The sequence below is a fragment of the Pseudomonas sp. C321 genome, from assembly GCF_055407105.1.
On the sequence record NZ_JBUZRB010000002.1, the window covers coordinates 506825 to 523252 of the forward strand.

At 59.9% G+C, this 16428-nt stretch carries 14 protein-coding genes; 5 read left to right on the forward strand and 9 right to left on the reverse strand.

What is annotated here, in order from left to right; translation table 11 throughout:
- Positions 1 to 77: 77 nt before the first annotated feature.
- Positions 78 to 458: a COG4315 family predicted lipoprotein gene (locus ACZRJ6_RS08340; RefSeq protein ID WP_463967585.1), complete on the reverse strand. Its 381-nt coding sequence runs from the start codon at positions 456 to 458 to the stop codon at positions 78 to 80.
- A 152-nt stretch (positions 459 to 610) separates the two neighbouring features.
- On the opposite strand from ACZRJ6_RS08340, the gene phoB reads away from it, so the two are divergent.
- The 3 genes from phoB to ACZRJ6_RS08355 all read left to right on the forward strand — a co-directional run bounded on the left by phoB (position 611) and on the right by ACZRJ6_RS08355 (position 4190).
- Positions 611 to 1300: a phosphate regulon transcriptional regulator PhoB gene (gene phoB / locus ACZRJ6_RS08345; protein WP_133100722.1), complete on the forward strand. Its 690-nt coding sequence runs from the start codon at positions 611 to 613 to the stop codon at positions 1298 to 1300.
- A gap of 140 nt (positions 1301 to 1440) precedes the next feature.
- Positions 1441 to 2727 (forward strand): phosphate regulon sensor histidine kinase PhoR, encoded by a 1287-nt coding sequence (gene phoR / locus ACZRJ6_RS08350; RefSeq protein ID WP_463967923.1) that lies wholly within the window; start codon positions 1441 to 1443, stop codon positions 2725 to 2727.
- 122 nt (positions 2728 to 2849) lie between these two features.
- Entirely contained in the window at positions 2850 to 4190 is a 1341-nt protein-coding gene (locus ACZRJ6_RS08355) for a hemolysin family protein (RefSeq protein WP_463967584.1), read from the forward strand.
- 104 nt (positions 4191 to 4294) lie between these two features.
- Here ACZRJ6_RS08355 and ACZRJ6_RS08360 read toward each other — a convergent pair whose 3' ends face one another.
- The 8 genes from ACZRJ6_RS08360 to ACZRJ6_RS08395 all read right to left on the reverse strand — a co-directional run bounded on the left by ACZRJ6_RS08360 (position 4295) and on the right by ACZRJ6_RS08395 (position 14585).
- The gene (locus tag ACZRJ6_RS08360; RefSeq protein ID WP_463967583.1) at positions 4295 to 4990 is read right to left on the reverse strand and encodes a M23 family metallopeptidase; all 696 of its coding nucleotides are present in this window, start codon (positions 4988 to 4990) and stop codon (positions 4295 to 4297) included.
- A gap of 79 nt (positions 4991 to 5069) precedes the next feature.
- The gene (locus ACZRJ6_RS08365; protein ID WP_463967582.1) at positions 5070 to 5969 is read right to left on the reverse strand and encodes a response regulator; all 900 of its coding nucleotides are present in this window, start codon (positions 5967 to 5969) and stop codon (positions 5070 to 5072) included.
- A 167-nt stretch (positions 5970 to 6136) separates the two neighbouring features.
- Positions 6137 to 6898 (reverse strand): phosphate signaling complex protein PhoU, encoded by a 762-nt coding sequence (gene phoU, locus ACZRJ6_RS08370; protein WP_133100717.1) that lies wholly within the window; start codon positions 6896 to 6898, stop codon positions 6137 to 6139.
- Between the two features lie 115 nt (positions 6899 to 7013).
- Positions 7014 to 7847 carry a phosphate ABC transporter ATP-binding protein PstB gene (gene pstB / locus ACZRJ6_RS08375; RefSeq protein ID WP_065883786.1) on the reverse strand — a complete coding sequence of 278 codons (834 nt, stop codon included), beginning with the start codon at positions 7845 to 7847 and terminating at the stop codon, positions 7014 to 7016.
- 91 nt (positions 7848 to 7938) lie between these two features.
- Positions 7939 to 9609 (reverse strand): phosphate ABC transporter permease PstA, encoded by a 1671-nt coding sequence (gene pstA, locus ACZRJ6_RS08380; RefSeq protein WP_463967581.1) that lies wholly within the window; start codon positions 9607 to 9609, stop codon positions 7939 to 7941.
- Positions 9610 to 9624: 15 nt separating this feature from the next.
- A complete protein-coding gene (locus tag ACZRJ6_RS08385) occupies positions 9625 to 11910 on the reverse strand; it encodes an ABC transporter permease subunit (protein ID WP_463967580.1) in 2286 nt (761 codons plus the stop codon).
- Positions 11911 to 12088: 178 nt separating this feature from the next.
- Positions 12089 to 13078, reverse strand: coding sequence for a phosphate ABC transporter substrate-binding protein PstS (locus ACZRJ6_RS08390; protein WP_463967579.1), 990 nt, complete (start codon positions 13076 to 13078; stop codon positions 12089 to 12091).
- A gap of 217 nt (positions 13079 to 13295) precedes the next feature.
- Positions 13296 to 14585 carry an MFS transporter gene (locus ACZRJ6_RS08395; protein ID WP_149412546.1) on the reverse strand — a complete coding sequence of 430 codons (1290 nt, stop codon included), beginning with the start codon at positions 14583 to 14585 and terminating at the stop codon, positions 13296 to 13298.
- A gap of 481 nt (positions 14586 to 15066) precedes the next feature.
- Here ACZRJ6_RS08395 and ACZRJ6_RS08400 point away from each other — a divergent pair, with 481 nt between their 5' ends.
- Positions 15067 to 15471: an acyl-CoA thioesterase gene (locus tag ACZRJ6_RS08400; protein ID WP_149412545.1), complete on the forward strand. Its 405-nt coding sequence runs from the start codon at positions 15067 to 15069 to the stop codon at positions 15469 to 15471.
- Between the two features lie 56 nt (positions 15472 to 15527).
- Complete coding sequence (locus tag ACZRJ6_RS08405; protein WP_463967578.1) at positions 15528 to 16427, forward strand: D-hexose-6-phosphate mutarotase; 900 nt, start codon at positions 15528 to 15530, stop codon at positions 16425 to 16427.
- The last annotated feature ends 1 nt before the right edge of the window (position 16428 follow it).

Here is a 16428-nt window from a genome sequence, read left to right on the forward strand (position 1 = left end):
CCCGCCCCCACATTTTTGATCGCATGCAGTCAATGTGGGAGTGGACTCGCCCGCGATGATCTCAAGGGCGACGTGGATTAAGGCTTGGCCACCTTCCACGCCCCATCCATTTTGTCATCGCCGGTCTTGTCACCGGCCGCTTTATCCATGACGAAGGTGTAGAGCGGCTTACCGCTGTAGGCCCATTGGCTCTTTTGGTCGTCACGGGTGATCACGGTCCATTTGCCCATGGGTTTGTCGGTGGATTCAGCCATCAGCGGTGGCCAGTTGGTAGCGCACTTGTCATTGCACATGGACTTGCCGTCGGCATCCTTGGCGAAGGTGTAGAGCGTCATGCCCTTGTGATCCACCAACATCCCGTCTTTGGTCATCGCCGGATCAGCCGCAAAAGCCAGTGTTGGCAGCGTTAACGCCGTCGTTACCAGCAGGACTTTCCAGGAAAAAGTACTGTGAGTCATCGGAACCTTCCTTTTGTGGTTGTCAGGATTCGGACCCAAAGCGTAGTTCAGGACAGCGCCGATTGCGCAGGCTACTAAAATACTGTCACACGACTGCAATAATTCCGTTATCTAATGCGGCGCAAGACAGTTAAATGACAAGAGGACTTAGCATGGTTGGCAGGAGCATTCTGATCGTTGACGACGAAGCGCCTATTCGCGAAATGATCGCCGTTGCGTTGGAAATGGCCGGCTATGACTGCCTGGAGGCGGAGAACTCCCAACAGGCCCATGCCATTATCGTCGACCGCAAGCCAGACCTGATTTTGCTGGACTGGATGTTGCCCGGCACTTCTGGCATCGAACTGGCCCGGCGCCTCAAGCGCGATGAGCTGACCGGGGATATCCCAATCATCATGCTTACTGCCAAGGGCGAAGAAGACAACAAGATCCAGGGCCTGGAAGTCGGCGCCGATGACTACATCACCAAGCCGTTTTCCCCACGGGAACTGGTCGCCCGCCTGAAAGCCGTACTGCGCCGCGCCGGGCCCACCGATGGTGAAGCGCCTATCGAAGTTGGCGGCCTGTTGCTGGACCCCATCAGCCACCGCGTCACCATCGATGGCAAACCTGCCGAGATGGGCCCAACCGAATACCGTCTGCTGCAATTTTTCATGACCCACCAGGAACGTGCCTACACCCGCGGGCAACTGCTGGATCAGGTCTGGGGCGGCAATGTGTACGTGGAAGAACGCACCGTCGACGTGCATATTCGCCGCCTGCGCAAAGCCTTGGGCGAGTCCTACGAGAATCTGGTACAAACCGTGCGCGGCACCGGTTATCGATTTTCAACAAAAAGCTGATAAGGCAGCGGGAAGCTGCCAGCTACAAGCGGCAAGTCAAAAGCCGCATCGCTTTGACTTGCCGCTTGTAGCTTGAAACTTGCAACTGCTCCGAAGGACGCAAAGTGAACCAAAACTGGCACAGCACCCTAATCCGCCACATGCTCTTGTTGATCACCGGCTGTCTGCTGGTGGGCCTGGTCAGCGGCTTCTACGGTTGGAGCCTGGCCGTCGGCCTCGGCCTCTATCTGGGCTGGACCCTCAAGCAATTGCTGCGCCTGCACGAGTGGCTGCGCCAGCATAAATCCGACGAAGCGCCACCCGACGGCTACGGCCTGTGGGGCGAGGTGTTCGACAGCATCTACCACCTGCAACGCCGTGACCAACGGGTGCGCGGGCGCCTGCAGGCAGTGATCGACCGGGTCCAGGAATCCACCGCCGCGCTGAAAGACGCGGTGATCATGCTCGACAGCGACGGCAACCTGGAATGGTGGAACAGCGCCGCCGAAACCCTGCTGGGCCTCAAGACGCCCCAGGACAGTGGCCAACCGGTGACCAACCTGGTGCGCCATCCGCGCTTCAAGGAATACTTCGAGCAGGACAACTTTGAAGAGGCCTTGGAGATTCCATCGCCCACCAACGACCGGGTGCGCATCCAGCTGTACCTGACGCGCTACGGCAATAACGAGCATCTGATGCTGGTGCGCGATGTCACCCGTATCCATCAACTGGAACAGATGCGCAAGGATTTCGTCGCCAACGTCTCCCATGAACTGCGCACGCCACTGACGGTGATCTGCGGCTACCTGGAGACGTTGCTGGATAACGTCGAAGAGGTGAACCCGCGCTGGAGCCGGGCCCTGCAGCAGATGCAGCAGCAAGGCTCACGCATGCAAACCCTGCTCAACGATTTGTTGCTGCTGGCCAAGCTGGAAGCCACCGACTACCCCTCGGACAACCAGCCAGTGCCGGTACAGAGCCTGTTGCAGACCATCAAGAGCGACGCCCAAGCCTTGTCCGGGCAGCGCGAACAGAGCATTTCGCTGGAGGCCGACCCGTCGGTCCTGCTCAAGGGCAGCGAGGGCGAGTTACGCAGTGCCTTTTCCAACCTGGTGTTCAACGCGGTGAAGTACACCCAGGACAAGGGCACGATCCGTATCCGCTGGTGGGCCGATCACCAAGGCGCACACCTGAGCGTGCAGGATTCGGGGATTGGCATCGACAGCAAGCACTTGCCACGCCTGACCGAACGTTTCTACCGCGTCGACTCCAGCCGCAACTCCAACACGGGCGGTACCGGCCTAGGCCTGGCGATCGTCAAGCATGTGCTACTGCGCCATCGCGCACGCCTGGAAATCGGCAGCGTGCCAGGTCAAGGCAGCACGTTTACCTGCCATTTCCCGCCGGCGCAGGTGACACGCTCACGGGTAGTCAGCCAGAACGAGTAGCCCCGCCCGGCAGTGGGCACTAGGCAAGCGCCGGTTCAGCCGCTACATTGGCTGACTTGAGCCTGCCTTTCAGGCCCACCTGTTCACCCTTTTTGACTCGACGGAACCCGCAAAACCCCATCATGGACCCTTCCCCTAGTATCACCCTCGCGACACTCTTCGCCGATTTCGGCATGATTCTTTTTGCACTGATCCTGGTACTGCTCAACGGCTTTTTCGTTGCGGCGGAATTTGCCATGGTCAAACTGCGCTCCACCCGGATCGAGGCCATCGCCCACTCCAACGGCTGGCGCGGACAGATCCTGCGCACCGTGCACAACCAGCTCGACTCCTATCTCTCGGCCTGTCAATTGGGTATCACCCTCGCCTCCCTGGGCTTGGGCTGGGTCGGTGAGCCTGCCTTCGCGCACATCCTGGAACCGCTGCTGGGCGCCATGGGCGTCGAATCGACCGAAGTGATCAAGGGCGTGTCGTTCTTTGCCGCCTTCTTCGTAATTTCCTACCTGCACATCGTGATCGGTGAACTAGCACCCAAATCCTGGGCCATTCGCAAACCCGAACTGTTGTCGCTGTGGACCGCCGTGCCGCTGTACCTGTTCTACTGGGCCATGTACCCAGCGATCTACCTGCTCAACGCCAGCGCCAACGCCATCCTGCGCATCGCCGGCCAAGGCGAGCCCGGCCCGCACCATGATCACCATTACAGCCGCGAAGAACTAAAACTGATCCTGCACTCCAGCCGTGGCCAGGACCCCAACGACCAAGGCATGCGCGTATTGGCCTCGGCCGTGGAAATGGGCGAGCTGGAAGTAGTGGACTGGGCCAATTCCCGGGAAGACCTGGTGACCCTGGATTTCAACGCCCCGCTCAAGGAAATCCTGGCGCTGTTCCGCCGCCATAAATTCAGCCGCTACCCAGTGTACGACGCGGTGCGCAACGAATTCGTCGGCCTGCTGCACATCAAGGACCTGCTGCTGGAACTGGCGGCCCTGGACCACATTCCCGAGTCGTTCAACCTGGCCGAGTTGACCCGCCCGCTGGAGCGCGTTTCCCGGCACATGCCGCTGTCGCAATTGCTGGAGCAGTTCCGCAAGGGCGGTGCGCACTTTGCCCTGGTGGAGGAAGCCGACGGCAATATCATCGGCTACCTGACCATGGAAGATGTGCTGGAAGTGCTGGTGGGTGACATCCAGGACGAACACCGCAAGGCCGAGCGCGGCATTCTCGCCTACCAGCCGGGCAAGTTGCTGGTGCGTGGTGATACGCCGCTGTTCAAGATCGAGCGCCTGCTGGGTATCGACCTGGACCACATCGAAGCCGAAACCCTCGCCGGGCTGATCTACGAAACCCTCAAGCGGGTGCCGGAAGAGGAAGAAGTGCTGGAAGTCGAAGGCTTGCGCATCATCATCAAGAAGATGAAAGGGCCGAAGATCGTGCTGGCCAAGGTGCTGATGCTCGATTAACTGTAGGAGCGAGCTTCCTCGCGAAGAACCAGAGAGCGCCGTTGGGTGCCAGGTTCCCCGCGTCATCGTTAACGACCATCGCGAGCAAGCTTGCTCCTACAGCCTCATGGCGTGCCCAACGCAAAGTTGGGCAAAGCCTGCACCGGCTGATTGAACTCGTACGGAATCGACACCAACCCCAACCCGGTGTTGCGCTGCACCACAAAATGCAGGTGTGGCCCGCTGCTGTTACCGGTATTGCCCGACAGCCCCAGCGCACTGCCCACCGCCACGCGTTGCCCCTCCCAAACGCTGACCGAGCCTTGCTTGAGATGCAGGTACACGCCCATCGTGCCATCGTCGTGCAGCACCCGCACGAAGTTGCCCGACGGATCACTGCCACGTCCGGCCTGGTCATTCTCGGTTTTCACCACCACCCCGCGCCGCGCCGCGATTATCGGCGTGCCTTCGGGCATGGCGATGTCCATGGCGTAGCGGCTCTTGACGTCACAATGGCTGAAGGTGCCGTTCGCGCCTTGGGTAAGACGAAATGGGCCGCCCTGCCAAGGCAAGGGGTAACGATAGGATTGGGTACGGGCGGACGGGGCTTGCAGCGGGTTCTGATGCTTTTGGGGAGCGAGTATCTTCCGCTTCGGGTGCTCGACCATCCGATCCTGGAATACAAACGCCTGCGCCCCCGGGGTCTGTCGGTCGCTGAAAAAGACGACGCCGTCAGCATCGGTGGACTTGTAGAGGGTCATGGCCATCGCCGACGTGGCGACCGTGAACAGTCCACAGAAAAGCACTGAGCGCGCGAGCATAAGGTAGGCCTGCCGAGAACGACTGAATGGCAGGCTAACAAGGGATCATGACAACGCTGTGTGGGGTCATTTGGGGAGATCATGCACCCGGTACAAAATGCTTCTGCGCCGTGCCGCGGGCAATCAGCCGGGAGATATAGTCCAGTTTCTGCGCATCCTGGTCGATAAAGCGGAAGGTCAGTTGCAGCCAGTCGCTGTCGGGCCGGGGCTCAAAGGCGACGATGGCATGCAGATAGCCGTTGAGACGGGCCACTTCGGCGTTGTCGCCCTGTTCAAGGTCGAGCACCGCGCTTTCCAGCACCTGGGGCAAGACTTCACCGCGACGCACTACCAGCAGCGCTTCCTTGATGCTCAGGGCCTTGATCACGCATTGCTGGGTGCCGCTGGACAGGCGCAGTTGGCCCTGGCCGCGACCGCTGGCCGCCGATGCTGCTGCCGGCGCTTGCATGGGCGGGCTGTTGAGCAGTCCTTTGCTGGGCGCCGCCACCGGGGCAGGCTTGACTGCTTCGGGCTTGCCACCGGTGAGTGCGCTCAGGGAGTCGTTGCCGAAGGCCGAGTTCATCTTGGTCGGGGCGCTGGCGATCAGCGCATCGAGGCGACCGATCTTGTTCAGTGCCTGCTTGACCTTGCTCAGCAACTGTTCGTTGGTGAAGGGCTTGCTGACGTAGCCGGAAACACCAGCCTGGATCGCCTGGACTACGTTTTCCTTATCGCCACGGCTGGTCACCATGACAAATGGCATGGCTTTGAGATGAGGCTGTTCGCGGCACCAAGTCAACAGTTCCAGACCGGACATTTCCGGCATTTCCCAGTCGCACAGGACCATGTCGAAGGTTTCGCGCATCAGGATGGCCTGGGCCTTTTTGCCGTTCACCGCGTCTTCGAGCTTGATACCGGGGAAGTAGTTGCGCAGGCACTTCTTCACCAGGTCGCGAATAAACGAGGCGTCATCCACCACCAACACACTGACTTTGCTCATCGACCCTTCATCCTATAAAAACCCCGGCAAGCATAACGCTTCGCTGATGGCATTTCGCCAAAACTCTTCAGTCACGCCGGGACCTTACCTGCGTCCGCAGCGCAAAATTCATACGCCACAAACGAAAACGCCCGACCAGAGGCCGGGCGTTTATTTCTCGGGCAATCTTACTTATCGTCAGAAACGCCTGGAACATTAGGGATTTGATCGGCTGTACCTTCAACTTCGGCTTTCATGCGCTTGAGGCCCATGTGCCGCACGTCGGTACCACGCACCAGATAGATCACCAGTTCCGAGATATTACGGGCGTGGTCGCCGATACGCTCCAGGGAGCGCAGGACCCAGATGATGTTCAGTACCCGCGAGATAGAGCGCGGGTCTTCCATCATGTAGGTGGCCAGTTCACGCAAAGCCGTTTTGTATTCGCGGTCGATGATCTTGTCGTACTGGGCTACCGACAAGGCCAGGTCGGCGTCGAAGCGGGCAAAAGCGTCCAGGGCATCACGAACCATGTTGCGCACCTGATCGCCAATATGACGCACTTCCACGTAACCACGCGGCGCTTCGCCTTCTTCGCACAACAGGATGGCCCGGCGGGCGATCTTGGTGGCTTCGTCGCCGATCCGCTCCAGGTCGATCACCGACTTGGAGATGCTGATGATCAACCGAAGGTCAGACGCCGCTGGCTGGCGACGGGCGAGAATGCGCAGGCATTCTTCGTCGATGTTGCGTTCCATCTGGTTGATCTGATCATCAATCTCGCGCACCTGCTGGGCCAGGCCCGAGTCGGCCTCGATCAGCGCCGTGACGGCGTCGTTGACTTGCTTCTCCACCAGCCCGCCCATGGCCAGGAGGTGGCTGCGCACTTCCTCAAGCTCGGCATTGAACTGCGCGGAGATGTGATGGGTAAGGCCTTCTTTGCTAATCATGCGTTTGCTCCGCAAAAGCTGTAAGCCGCAAGCTACAAGCTGCAAGCTGATGTATGTCGTTCCGTAAAATCGCTCTTACTTGCCGCTTGAGGCTTGCGGCTCGCAACTGCCCCTACTAGCCATAGCGCCCCGTAATATAGTCTTCGGTCTGCTTCTTCGCCGGATTGGTGAACAGGGTATCGGTGTCGCCGAATTCCACCAGTTTGCCCATGTACATGAACGCGGTGTAGTCGGACACCCGAGCGGCCTGTTGCATGTTGTGGGTCACGATAACGATGGTGAATTTGGATTTCAGTTCGTAGATCAGCTCTTCGACTTTCAGCGTGGAGATCGGGTCGAGTGCCGAGCACGGCTCGTCGAGCAGCAGCACTTCCGGTTCCACGGCGATGGTGCGGGCAATCACCAGACGTTGTTGCTGGCCGCCAGACAGGCCCAGGGCCGATTCGTGCAGGCGGTCCTTGACCTCATCCCACAGCGCCGCGCCCTTGAGGGCCCACTCCACGGCTTCGTCAAGGATGCGTTTCTTGTTGATGCCCTGGATGCGCAGGCCGTAGACCACGTTTTCGTAGATGGTCTTGGGGAACGGGTTGGGCTTCTGGAACACCATGCCCACCCGGCGACGCAACTCGGCCACGTCTTCGCCCTTGCGGTAGATGTTGGTGCCGTAGAGGTTAATCGCGCCTTCCACACGGCAGCCGTCCACCAGGTCGTTCATCCGGTTGAAGGTACGCAGCAATGTCGACTTGCCGCAGCCGGACGGGCCGATAAAGGCAGTCACACGCTGCTTGGGGATGTTCATGCTGACGTCGAACAGCGCCTGCTTGTCGCCGTAGTACAGGCTCAGGCCCGGGACTTCGATGGCCACGGTTTCCTGGGCGAGGCTCAGGCTCTGCTTGTCGCGACCCAGGGCTGACATGTTGATGCCGTGGGAATGGGTTTCATGTTGCATGGGATGCTCCCTGTGCTACCAATTCGTTTCGTTGATCCGCTGGGTCAGCGGCTTACTTGATTCAGTGTCTGGTGCCATCTCCTGTGGGAGCTTAACTATCCAGCGCTTTGTATTTTTCGCGTAGGTGGTTACGCATCCACACCGCCGACAGGTTGAGCGTGGCGATCACCATTACCAGCAGCAGCGCGGTGGCGTACACCAGCGGCCGTGCGGCTTCGACGTTGGGGCTCTGGAAGCCAACATCGTAAATATGGAAGCCCAAGTGCATGATCTTCTGGTCCAGGTGCAGGTACGGATAGTTACCGTCCAGCGGCAGCGACGGTGCCAGTTTCACCACACCCACCAGCATCAGCGGCGCTACTTCGCCAGCGGCGCGGGCCACGGCGAGGATCATGCCGGTCATCATCGCCGGGCTGGCCATTGGCAGGACGATCTTCCACAGCGTTTCCGCCTTGGTCGCGCCCAATGCCAGGGAGCCTTCACGTACGGTGCGGGGAATCCGCGCCAGGCCTTCTTCAGTCGCCACGATCACCACCGGCACTGCCAGCAGCGCCAGGGTCAGGGACGCCCAGAGCAGGCCCGGCGTACCAAAGGTCGGCGCCGGCAGGGCTTCGGCGAAGAACAGCCGGTCCACCGAACCGCCCAGCACGTACACGAAGAAGCCCAAGCCGAACACACCGTAGACAATCGCCGGTACACCGGCCAGGTTGTTCACCGCGATACGGATAATCCGTGTCAAGGTGTTCTGCTTGGCGTACTCACGCAAGTAAACCGCCGCCAGCACACCGAACGGCGTCACGATAATCGCCATGATCAAGGTCATCATCACGGTGCCGAAGATCGCCGGGAAGATCCCGCCTTCGGTGTTGGCTTCCCGTGGGTCGTCGCTGAGGAATTCCCAGATCTTGCTGAAGTAAAAACCGACCTTGGTCATGTAACCCATGGCGTTCGGCTGGTAAGCGTGAACCACTTTGCCGATGCTGATTTCCACTTCCTTGCCGTTGGCATCACGGGCAGTCAGGGCGTCGCGGTTGAACTGGGTGTGCAGGTCGGCTAGGCGCGCTTCGATATCCTTGTAACGGGCATTCAATTCGGCGCGATCGGCATCCATGTCGGCCTGGGCGGCGGCGTCAAGCTTGCCTTCCATTTCCAGCTTGCGGCCGTGCAAACGGATGCGTTCCAGACCGGCGTTGATCGCCCCGATGTCCGACTTCTCAAGACTCTTGAGGTCGGCGGCGAGCTTGTTGACCCGGTCCACGCGGGCTTGCAGTTCCGGCCAGGCCGCCGCGCCTTCGGCGATGACCTTACCGTCCTGTTTGACGTTGACCAGGGTGCCGTAGAAATTGCCCCACTCGCGACGCTCGATAGCCATCAACTCGACCGGCGTGGTCTGGTTGGTCAACCACTCGCCGACGATCCAGGTGAAGTCATTGCCGTTCAGGTCGCGGTTACCGACCTTGATCAGCTCGCGGGTCATGAATTCCGGACCTTGGTCCGGCACCGGTAAACCGGCGCTTTTCAGGCGTTCGCGGGGCACTTGTTCTTTCTGCACCACTTCGCCGATGACCATATGGTTAGCCTGGCCCGGTACGTCGTAGCTGGCCTGGATCAGGTCAGCCGGCCAGAAGTGGCCCAAACCACGCACGGCGATTACAGCCAGCAAACCGATGGTCATGATGACCGCGATGGACACCGCGCCACCGCTGATCCAGACGCCAGGGGCGCCGCTCTTGAACCATCCATTCAGGGAGTTCTGTTTCACAGACTTCTACCTTTCTTAAAGCGACGAGTATTTCTTGCGCAGACGCTGACGGATCAGCTCGGCGAGGGTGTTCATGACGAAAGTGAACAGCAGCAACACCATCGCCGAGAGGAACAGCACGCGGTAATGGCTACCACCGACCTCCGACTCAGGCATCTCCACCGCCACGTTGGCCGCCAGGGTGCGCAGGCCTTCGAACAGGTTCATTTCCATGATCGGCGTGTTGCCGGTGGCCATCAGCACGATCATGGTTTCACCTACTGCGCGGCCCATACCGATCATCAGTGCCGAGAAGATCCCAGGGCTGGCGGTGAGAATCACCACGCGAGTCATGGTTTGCCATGGCGTGGCACCCAAAGCCAGGGAGCCCAGGGTCAAACCGCGGGGCACGCTGAATACGGCGTCTTCGGCGATGGAGTAGATGTTCGGGATCACCGCGAAACCCATGGCCAGGCCCACTACCAGTGCGTTGCGCTGGTCGTAGGTGATGCCCAGGTCGTGAGAGATCCACATGCGCATGTCGCCGCCGAAGAACCAGGCTTCCATGTACGGGCTCATATACAGCGAGAGCCAGCCAATAAACAGGATCACCGGGATCAACATCGCACTTTCCCAGCCATCCGGGACTCGCAGGCGGATCGACTCAGGCAGGCGGCTGAAGGTAAAACCAGCCACCAGGATGCCAATCGGCATCAGCATCAGCAGGCTGAAAATTCCCGGCAGGTGCCCTTCGACATACGGCGCCAGGAACAGGCCGGCGAAGAAACCGAGGATCACCGTCGGCATCGCTTCCATCAACTCGATCACCGGCTTGACCTTGCGGCGCAGGCTCGGTGCCATAAAGTAGGCGGTGTAGATGGCGGCAGCGATGGCCAAGGGCGCAGCCAGCAGCATGGCGTAGAACGCAGCCTTGAGCGTACCGAAGGTCAGTGGCGCCAGGCTCATCTTGGGTTCGAAGTCGGTGTTGGCGGCGGTCGATTGCCAGACGTATTTAGGCTCGTCGTAGTTTTCGTACCAAACCTTGCTCCACAACGCGCTCCAGGAGACTTCCGGGTGCGGGTTGTCCAGCAGCAACGGCTGCAGCTTACCGCCCGCTTCAACGATGATGCGGTTGGACCGTGGCGACATGCCGAAAATGCCTTGGCCTTCCACGACCGGGTCCACCAGCAAGGTGCGGTGGGCGGTGCTGTGGAATACGCCGAGCTTGCCGGAGGCGTCGAGGGCAACGAAGCCTTTGCGACGTTCTTCAGCGGTGATTTCAACGATCGGCGTGGTGCCCATCTGGAAGGTGCGGATTTGCTTGAGGCGTTGCTCGCCATCCGGGTCGCGGGCCATGAACCACTGGGCCAAGCCACCCTTGGAGGTACCGATGATCAGCGAGATACCACCTACCAGTTGAGTACTGGCCGTCACTTCGCTTGCACCGTCTTCCAACAGTTTGTAGCGACCGTTAAGGCTCTTGTCCCGCAGGCTGAACACATCGGCCAGGGCGCGACCGTTGATCACGTACAGCCACTGCTGGCGCGGGTCGACGAAGATGGCTTTCACCGGCTCGGTCATTTGCGGCAGCTCGATGCGCTTCTGCTCGCTGGTGACTTCGCCGGTCATCATGTTTTCTTCGCGGCTCAGGGACAGCACGTTCAGGAAGGCGCCGGCGGAACCGGCCACCACCAGCGAGGTGTCGGTGGCGTTGAGGGCAACGTGTTCCAATGGGCGACCCTGCTCGTCGAGGACGATCGGCGTTTCACCGTAAGGGTATTCGACGGCAGGCGAGATGGTCTTCTTGCCGTCCGGGTAGGTCACCTTGTAAGTGTGGCGGAACACCAGGGACTGGCCGTTGGACAGGCCGAGGATCACCAGCGGGCTGCCCGGCTGGTCTTCAGCAAAGGAGACGACGCTGGCACCGGCCGGCAGCGGCAGATTGACCCGCGCCAGCTCGACACCGCTGTCGACACTGAAGAACAACGCCTGGCCCTTGTCGGAAATCCGCATGGCGACCTGGTTCTGCTCTTCCAGGGAAATCATCAGCGGCTTGCCGGCGTCCTGCATCCAGGCAGGCGTGAGGGCATCTTCCTTGGTCAGGCTGGCACCCTGGAACAGCGGCGCAACTACATAGCCGAGGAAGAAGAAGATCAAGGTGATCGCGCCCAGGACGGCGAGGCCGCCGATCAGGACGTACCAACGGGTCAGGCGATCCTTGAGCGCGCGAATGCGGCGCTTGCGTTGCAGCTCAGGCGTATTGAAGTCAATGCGCTTGGGAGGAGAAGTCGTCGTCATGGTGGAATTGGCCAGATCATTCATGCGCACACCCTAGCGATTCTGTATGACAGAAAGATGACAATGCAGTGACGCAAGAAATCCGCCGCGTAGCAGGGCTGGCAGCGGACCGAAAAATTGGAGGCGGAGTCCAGGTATTACAGACCCCGCCCGGGCCTTGAGCCGAGACATCGTCCAGGCTCAAGGCAGTTTTACTGGAGGCTTATTGGCCGCCTTCTGTCAGACCCAGGTCAGCCAGTGCCTTGGCGGCAACTTTGGCTGGCAGTGGGATGTAGCCGTCTTTCACTACAACTTCCTGGCCCTGTTTGGACAGAACCAGCTTCACGAACTCAGCTTCCAGCGGGGCCAGAGGCTTGTTCGGGGCTTTGTTGACGTAAACGTAGAGGAAACGCGACAGCGGGTAGCTGCCGTTCAGGGCGTTTTCTTCGGTGTCTTCGACAAACTTATCGCTGCCTTTCTTGGCCAGGGCCACGGTCTTCACGCTGGCGGTCTTGTAGCCGATGCCCGAGTAACCGATGCCGTTCAGCGAAGAGCTGATGGACTGCACGACCGAAGCCGAGCCTGGTTGTTCGTTGACGTTTGGCTTGTAGTCACCTTTACACAGGGCTTCTTCCTTGAAGTAGCCGTAGGTGCCAGATACCGAGTTACGACCGAACAGTTGCACTGGCTTGTTGGCCAGGTCACCGGTCACGCCCAGGTCGCCCCAGGTTTTAACGTCAGCTTTGCCGCCGCACAGACGAGTCGCGGAGAAGACTGCGTCGACTTGCTCCATGGTCAGGTGCTGGATCGGGTTGTCCTTGTGCACGAACACAGCCAGGGCATCCACAGCCACCGGGATGGCGGTTGGCTTGTAGCCGTGCTTCTGTTCGAAGGCCTGCAGCTCGTTGTCCTTCATCTTGCGGCTCATCGGGCCCAGGTTAGCGGTGCCTTCAGTCAGCGCTGGTGGCGCTGTGGACGACCCAGCGGCTTGAATCTGGATGTTGACGTTCGGGTATTCCTTTTTATAGGACTCGGCCCACAGGGTCATCAGGTTAGCCAGGGTATCGGAACCAACGCTGGACAAGTTGCCCGACACACCAGTGGTCTTGGTGTAGGACTTGATTGCAGGGTCAACACCAGCGGCCACCGCGTGGGCAGTCGCAACGCCAGCAGCGACAAAAGTCATTGCCGCCATCAAACGCTTCAGTTTCATGCCTTACTCCTAGCAGATAGGGATAGTTGGATCGGGGCCAAGTATCGGCAGGCCGTGTGAACACTCTATGTCTGGAATATGACAATTAGATGAAAGGCCAGCATTGGACGCAAAAACTGATAGGGAAGGACGAGGCGGCTGGCTTTGGGGCTGCTGCGCAGCCCAACGGGGGCAAGCCCCCTCGCCACAGGGTTATGTAGCAGCCTTCAAGGGATGTTTAGCGCCCTTTTTTCCACAGGTATCCACCCACCAACATCCCCATCACACAAATGACGGCGACGTAGTAAGCCGGGCCCATCGGACTTTCCTTCATCAGCAACGACACCGCCAACGGCGTCAGGCCACCAAATACTGCGTAGGCCACATTGTAGGAGAACGACAAACCGCTGAAGCGCACCACCGGCGGGAAGGCCTTGACCATCACGTAAGGCACCACGCCGACCACGCCGACAAACAGGCCGGTCAGGGTGTACAGCGGGAACAGCCAGTCCGGGTGATTAAGCAGGCTGTGGTAGAGGGTCCAGGACGTTGCCAGCAACAGTGCGCAACCGGCGATCAGCACGCGGCCGGCACCAAAACGGTCCGCCAGGGCGCCAGAGAGGATGCAGCCTAGGCTCAGGGTGACGATCGCCAGGCTGTTGGCTTGCAGCGATACGGTCGGGCTGAAGTGGTAGATGGTCTGCAGCACGGTTGGCGTCATCAGGATCACCACGACGATGCCGGCGGACAGCAGCCAGGTCAGCAGCATCGACAGCACGATGGCGCCACGGTGGTCACGCAACACAGCGCGCAACGGTAATTCAGCCGCCAATGTCTTGCGTTGCTGCATTTCGGCGAAGATCGGTGTTTCGTGCAGCCAGCGACGCAGGTACACCGAGAACAGGCCGAACACACCGCCCAGCAGGAACGGGATCCGCCAGGCGTAATCGGAGACTTGCTCCGGGGTGTAGAGGGTGTTGATGGCGGTGGCCACCAGGGAGCCCAAGAGGATGCCGGCGGTCAGGCCACTGGTCAGGGTGCCGCAGGCATAACCGATATGCCGTGGCGGGACGTGTTCGGAGACGAACACCCACGCACCCGGCACTTCACCGCCAATCGCCGCGCCCTGGATAACGCGCATCAGCAGCAACAGAACGGGGGCCCACAGGCCGATCTGCGCGTAGGTCGGCAGCAGGCCCATGATCAGAGTGGGTACGGCCATCATGAAAATGCTCAGGGTGAACATCTTCTTGCGACCCAGCAGGTCGCCGAAGTGGGCCATGATGATGCCGCCCAACGGCCGCGCCAGGTAACCGGCGGCGAAGATGCCGAAGGTCTGCATCAGTCGCAGCCATTCGGGCATGTCTGGTGGGAAGAACAGTTTCCCGACCACGGTGGCGAAAAACACGAAGATGATGAAGTCGTAAAACTCCAGCGCCCCGCCCAAGGCAGACAGCGACAGGGTTTTGTAGTCGTTGCGGGTCAGCGGGCGCGACGTTGGCGCACTGCTTGCGGGCACGGAGGACATGGCAAGGCTTCTCTTATTAGTCAGAACGGCAAGCCCGGCAACGCTGGCTGAGCCAGGGCGGGTTCGGCAAGATAGCAAATCGCTTGAAAAAGCACAGCGCTGACCCGTTCAACCATTCAAATGTCCGAAATAATCCCGCGCCTGCGTCGTTTTCGCCGGTGGCAGGAAAAGAGTACGAGCACAGTTGCCGGAAAAAGCCCCATTACAGCTGCTATTTGCCGACCAAATGAGCCTCTGGAGGTCGTCGTGGCGACGACGTGTCGATATACTCGGCCCTTGCAAGCGCGCAACCCGCATCCTTGAGGGGCTGCTGTGCCAAAACGCCGTTGGGTGCCCCCAGCCGGTTTGGCAGAGTTTCCCTTTAGTACGCCTTACGAGAAACGTATCGAACGGAGTATGTTTGTGCTGAAACGTTTTTCCAACAGTCGGCTATCCACTTGAAATACCCATAAAAGCGTCACGGGTCAGAGGCACCCCCGGCATGATCGAACTCGAACAAGAAGATCCTATCCCGCAAGGCGATCTCGCTTTGCAAATCACCGCCCTGCCACGTGAAACCAACGGTTTCGGCGATATCTTCGGCGGTTGGCTGGTAGCCCAAATGGACCTGGCCGGCACGGCAATGGCCAGCAAGATCGCAGGCGGACGCGTGGCGACCGTGGCGATTGATCGCATGGCTTTCCTGGTCCCGGTGGCGGTCGGCGCACAGCTGTCCTTCTACACCCAGGCCCTGGAAATCGGCCGCAGCTCGATCAAGATGATGGTCGAAGTGTGGAGCGATGACCCGCTCTCCAGCGAATGGCGCAAGGTCACCGAGGCGGTATTTGTGTTCGTTGCCATTGATGGCAGCGGCCGCACCCGGTCGGTTCCGTCGCGGGCGCGTTAAACATCACTGCGTTTTGACGGTCCATTGCCCATTGCCTGCCATTAAGAGTGCTTTGTATGCCTACGCCCCACGTTGAAACCGTGAAAATCGACGAACTGGATTGCTGGCGCATTCGTCACAACGGCGCCGAATTGATGGTGGCCCAGCAGGGCGCGCATATCTTCAGTTACCAGCGACAGGGCGAGCAGCCGGTGATCTGGCCTAACGATGAAGCAGTATTCAAGACAGGCAAAGGCATCCGTACCGGCGTGCCGGTGTGCTGGCCGTGGTTCGGCATCTTTGACCGTAACCCGCAAAGCGTGCAGGCCATGCGTCACAGCGATGAGCCCGCAGGGGCTCACGGCTTCGTCCGAGCGGTAGACTGGGAATTGGCAGGCATCGAAAACGAAGGCGAGGCGCTACGAGTGGAATTCGTGTTGCCGGTGCCCGAAGGTGGTTTCCCAGGCTGGCCCCATCAGGTCGACCTAAAGATGAGCCTGTTGCTGGATGATCAACTGCATATCCGCCTGACCAGCCATAACCGTGGCACCGACAGCGTGACCATCAGCCAGGCGTTGCACAGTTACTTCGCCGTCAGCGATGTGCGCAATGTGCAGGTCAAAGGCCTCGACGGCCTGGACTACATCGACACCACGAATGATTGGAACACCGCGAAACAGTCAGGCCTGCTGCACTTTACCGGCGAAACCGACCGCATCTACCTCGACACACCGGCGCAGTTGAATATTGTCGACCCAGACTGGCAGCGTCGCATCCAGCTGACCAGCACCGGCTCGCGCTCAACGGTGATCTGGAACCCGTGGACCGAACGGGCCAAGGCCTTCAGCGACATGGCCGACGACGGCTGGCAGCGCATGCTGTGCATCGAGACGGCGAATGTGATGGACGACGTGGCGACCTTGGCACCAGGTGAGAGCCATACCTTGGGTGTGAGCATCACCAGTATCGCCTTGTAAA